We start from the raw sequence: 4,182 nt of genomic DNA, 5'->3' as shown, positions 1-4,182 counted from the left end.
TGATCAAGAAACTATAATGTGTGAAAAGGCTGTTATCGATGATTGTGAGGAAGGAGCTAGAAGAAGGGCTTCAAGAGATTACAACAGTCTTTTACTATGAGAAAGCCATTCGAAAGCGCAAGTATTAAGTGATGCTGCTATAAATGAAAGCGCTTGCTATAGGCAGTCGATGGAGAATGGAGCGTTGGCCTTCGGGTTGCTGATCATTCTTTGTTAGCCCAAAACATGAGGAAGCTAATTATGGGGAGAGGGTTTACGATGAACAATTATATTACATGGAAATATAGAGAAGAGGAAGTTTCGGAAGCGAAAGTAGTAGAACTTGGTCAACAGTTAGGATTTCAACTACCACAAGACTATATTGATTGTGTCAAAGTCAATGGTGGCGCGAGCGTTGAACCAGAATCTTTTATGGCAGGGACGATTGAACGTTGTTTTGGAGGATTATTTAGATATGATGATGAGGAAAATGTAGATTATATTGTTAAAGTCTATGAAGACTATCAACCGAGCCTCCCTGAAAAGATCTTCCCATTTGCTGATGATCCTGCAGGGAATTTAATCTGTTTTGACTACAGCAGTAGCGAGACGAATCCGTTCATCGTATTTTGGGATCATGAAGGCGCATGGGAGAAGGAAGCTATCATGGAAGAGGAAGGATTGACGTCCGAGGAAGCCGAGGTGTATATGCGTGAACAGCTCACCTATGTAGCTGCGAGCTTTACGGAACTGTTAGAGAGTTTACGTGACTCTGAAGGGTGATAGATTCCTATAGTAGTAGAAGACGAGCACTTGATTTCAAAAAAGAATTTCTACATATGTTAAAGGAATAGATTCTTGTTGATAGGATCTAAACCTCAATAGAATGCCTGTAAAATTGCAGAGGTATACTCAAGTCAATATCAGCCGATTTTATTATCCATGTCGTAAGATCTGGTAAGAAATTGAAACCGGCTGGTATGATGATATAATTTTATTACTGAAGGTTTTGAATTTAGTTCAGAGGTGAAGAAATTTGGAAAATAAAATGGAACTATTAAGTAAAGAATATGTAGTAGAGCACGGTGTGGATTTTGATGAGAAACTATGGTTTACTTCATACAGTGATGAAGTGCTAGACAACCCAGAAGATGAGGGTGGAAAACCTTTTACTGGTTTAGCTTACGAGTTATATGGTAATGGGAATTTAGCGTATTACTGTTACTATAAAAATGGATTTTTAGAAGGATACTATGTGAAATTTCACCAAAATAAGAACGTAAAAGCTATTGATTACATGGTAAAAGGACAAACAAGAGGAATCGGTAGAATTTGGTATGAAAGTGGAGAGCTTAAACATGAAGGAGAGTATAAGTTTGGGATTTGTTTAAAGTATACGGAGTGGGACCAACAAGGGAATATCATTAATCAAAAGGTTGCTCCAACAAAAGGAGAGTTAGAGCTAGTTTCCCGGATCTCTGACTGGGTTGATCATGAATAATTTTGATGAAAAGAAACGAATACAAGAGTTTTCAACTATTCAGCGTGAATTATTACCTCAGATTAATTTAGAAAATAAATTCCAGGTTGAAGAGATACGATATATTGCAGGGGTAGATTTGGCTTATTGGGATGTAGATGAAGCGAAATATGGCACATGTTGTATTGTAATCATTGATTATTTTACAAAGGATGTTGTCGAAAAAGTATACAGTTATGGGGAGATACTAGTCCCTTACATTCCAGGTTTCCTTGCCTTTCGAGAGTTACCTTTAGTCATAGAGGCAGTTGAAAAGCTAACGCTGCAACCAGATCTCTATATTTTTGATGGCAATGGATATTTGCATGATCGTCATATGGGGATTGCTACTCATGCTTCCTTTCTTCTAAATAAACCAACAATTGGTGTAGCAAAAAGTTATCTTAAGATTCAAGATGTAGATTTTATGATGCCCGAGAATAAAGAAGGCGCTTACACCGATATTGTAATAAATAATGAAGTCTATGGTCGAACGTTAAGAACGACCCAAAATGTTAAACCCATTTTTGTTTCTTGTGGGAACTGGATTGATTTAGATACAAGTACTGAAATTGTTATGAACTGTATTAATAATGAAAGTCGGTTACCCATTCCTGTTAGACTTGCAGATTTAGAAACGCATAAAATAAGGAAGAAATTAATAGAAAGATAAAATCCTTAAAGCCTTAAGGAGAATATTAAAAGATAACTAGTAGATGAAGAATTCGAGACGACATAGTTGCGCATGACTAGATGAACGGCTTTTTATAAGGAACGGGACGCGTTGTTACGGCGTTTGTTGGAACCGAAGAAATACGTGTGTATACTGTTAGAGAGTTTACGTGACTCTGAAGGGTGATAGAATTCATATTAAATACGAGATTTCACAACAGGTAATGGTAGAAGAAATGGCTACGCATGATGGCGCATATTCCGTATCTGTATGACGGAGGCCTTGACGACGGTGTAATCCTTCCAAATGGCGAACCGCCTCAACCGTTTGCGCCGAATACAAAGTGATCATGTATGATGAGCTGTCGACCGTACGAATCGGAATTAGATACTATTCCTACGAAACGCGGAGATGTGAACATCTTTACCCTCATTCCTATCTATGAGGAAAAAAGAGTACTCGCTTTAGAAAAAGGACATGAGTACTTACTGAAAAGAATGAGGGAGCAAGGTATTACGGATGTGGTAGACATTCACAGAAGAAATGTCGGCTTGTAACCATAAATGAAGGAAACATCGTGACGCATGGAACCTTCATGCGTTTTTTGCTTCTTAAATTTCAACTAGCTTTCTAAGGAGAACAGCACAGCCGAGACGAAGGGGGTGCAGGTCGGCGATTCTGGCTGGATGAACCTCTTATGGAATACATAATATACCATTCATAGGGTGGTAGATCGATTGGATAGATCTCCGCGGTAACTAGTAAAGAAGGGGAACAAATATGAAAATCAAACAGGACACTATTGTTAGACCATTGCCTTCAGAGGAATTAATAAAAAATCACGAAAAATTTTGGAGACTTTTATTACCAGAGTCTTTCTTAGAATTTATAAAAGAAAATAATGGTGTAGAGGTTGAGGAGGCAATATTTGAGTGTAACAACCGTGGTTATGCGATGGAAAGATTTTTATGTATTTTAGATGATATTGAGAATCATCCTAAAGGAATTTATGATATAGATGTTGTATTTTCTCAAATAGGTGAAAGGTTAACTGATAATGAAGATTTAGTAGGGGCAGAGGTATTGCCAATTGCTAGTCTATTTGCGGGAGATTTTGTATGCTTAGATTTTAGAACAAATAAAAATAATCCAACTATTTGTATATGGTCTCATGAAGAATCCGGTGAGTTTGAGCCTGTTACTTATAATTTGGCTGATAACTTTACTGGATTATTAAAGATGTTTTCGATAGATACAAAGTGAGTGCAAGCTGAGAATATATTTTAGATGTAGACTGACCGAGTCATATGAAATAGTAGAAAACACCTTTGTTGGCTGCTTATTTAAGCTTAGAATGTGGATGGAGAGCGTGGGACGGATACTAAAGTATAGTAAGATTGATTGAATAAACAGGTAACTTTAGTGATAAACAGAATAATGAAAAGACTTGAAACATTATTATTGTTTTGGAAAAAGCAATGTGCCTAGAGGAGGCTGTTGAATTGCAATGAGCTAATAGAGATAAGTATGCTTTTAGAACCAAATTAAATGAACCCTGATTAGCTTTATAATCCTACTAAGTTTTATTTAAATTGAGCCGCTCAAAGGTTGGCAGGAGGTTTGGTAAGATTTTTTGGGATAGGTTCTTTAAGCTTTGTGATACATAATTAGAATTAGTTAATCACCTTCATGAAAAGGATGAATGATATATTTTATTGGATGATACTGTAGATAAGAATTTAGAAGTAAACTTTGAACTACTTTCTTGGAAAATGCAGTTAGTAATAGAGAATATTTATAGAAAAGTTAACAACCTTGGTGGAAATCAATGATGGGGAGAGGGTTTACAATGAACAATCATATTACATGGGAATTTGCGGATGCTGAAGTTTCGGAGGCAAAAGTAGTAGAAATTGGTCAACAGTTAGGATATCAATTGCCACAAGATTATATTGACTGTGTCAAAGTGAATGGTGGCGCGAGCGTTGAACCGGAAGCTTTTATGGCAGGG

The 4,182-nt window shown here is 36.8% G+C and carries 5 protein-coding genes and 1 pseudogene; all 6 read left to right on the top strand.

Annotation, left to right across the window (positions count from 1 at the left end; translation table 11 throughout):
• Positions 1-258 precede the first annotated feature (258 nt).
• Positions 259-762 carry an SMI1/KNR4 family protein gene (locus A374_RS01470; RefSeq protein ID WP_007200394.1) on the top strand — a complete coding sequence of 168 codons (504 nt, stop codon included), beginning with the start codon at positions 259-261 and terminating at the stop codon, positions 760-762.
• Positions 763-1,015: 253 nt separating this feature from the next.
• On the top strand, positions 1,016-1,480 hold the full coding sequence (locus A374_RS01465) for a toxin-antitoxin system YwqK family antitoxin (RefSeq protein ID WP_007200393.1): 465 nt from the start codon (positions 1,016-1,018) through the stop codon (positions 1,478-1,480).
• The gene (locus A374_RS01460; protein ID WP_007200392.1) at positions 1,473-2,171 is read left to right on the top strand and encodes an endonuclease V; all 699 of its coding nucleotides are present in this window, start codon (positions 1,473-1,475) and stop codon (positions 2,169-2,171) included. Before A374_RS01465 ends, A374_RS01460 begins: the two co-directional genes overlap by 8 nt.
• A gap of 233 nt (positions 2,172-2,404) precedes the next feature.
• Positions 2,405-2,728: pseudogene (locus A374_RS01455) on the top strand (suppressor of fused domain protein); the annotation flags it as partial.
• 223 nt (positions 2,729-2,951) lie between these two features.
• The gene (locus A374_RS01450; protein ID WP_007200391.1) at positions 2,952-3,434 is read left to right on the top strand and encodes an SMI1/KNR4 family protein; all 483 of its coding nucleotides are present in this window, start codon (positions 2,952-2,954) and stop codon (positions 3,432-3,434) included.
• A gap of 586 nt (positions 3,435-4,020) precedes the next feature.
• The coding region (locus A374_RS01445) for an SMI1/KNR4 family protein (RefSeq protein WP_007200390.1) at positions 4,021-4,182 on the top strand (162 nt) is incomplete at its 3' end.

Source organism: Fictibacillus macauensis ZFHKF-1, assembly GCF_000269865.1.
Lineage (GTDB): Bacteria > Bacillota > Bacilli > Bacillales > Fictibacillaceae > Fictibacillus_C > Fictibacillus_C macauensis.
This window is presented reverse-complemented; position numbering and strand designations above follow the sequence as displayed.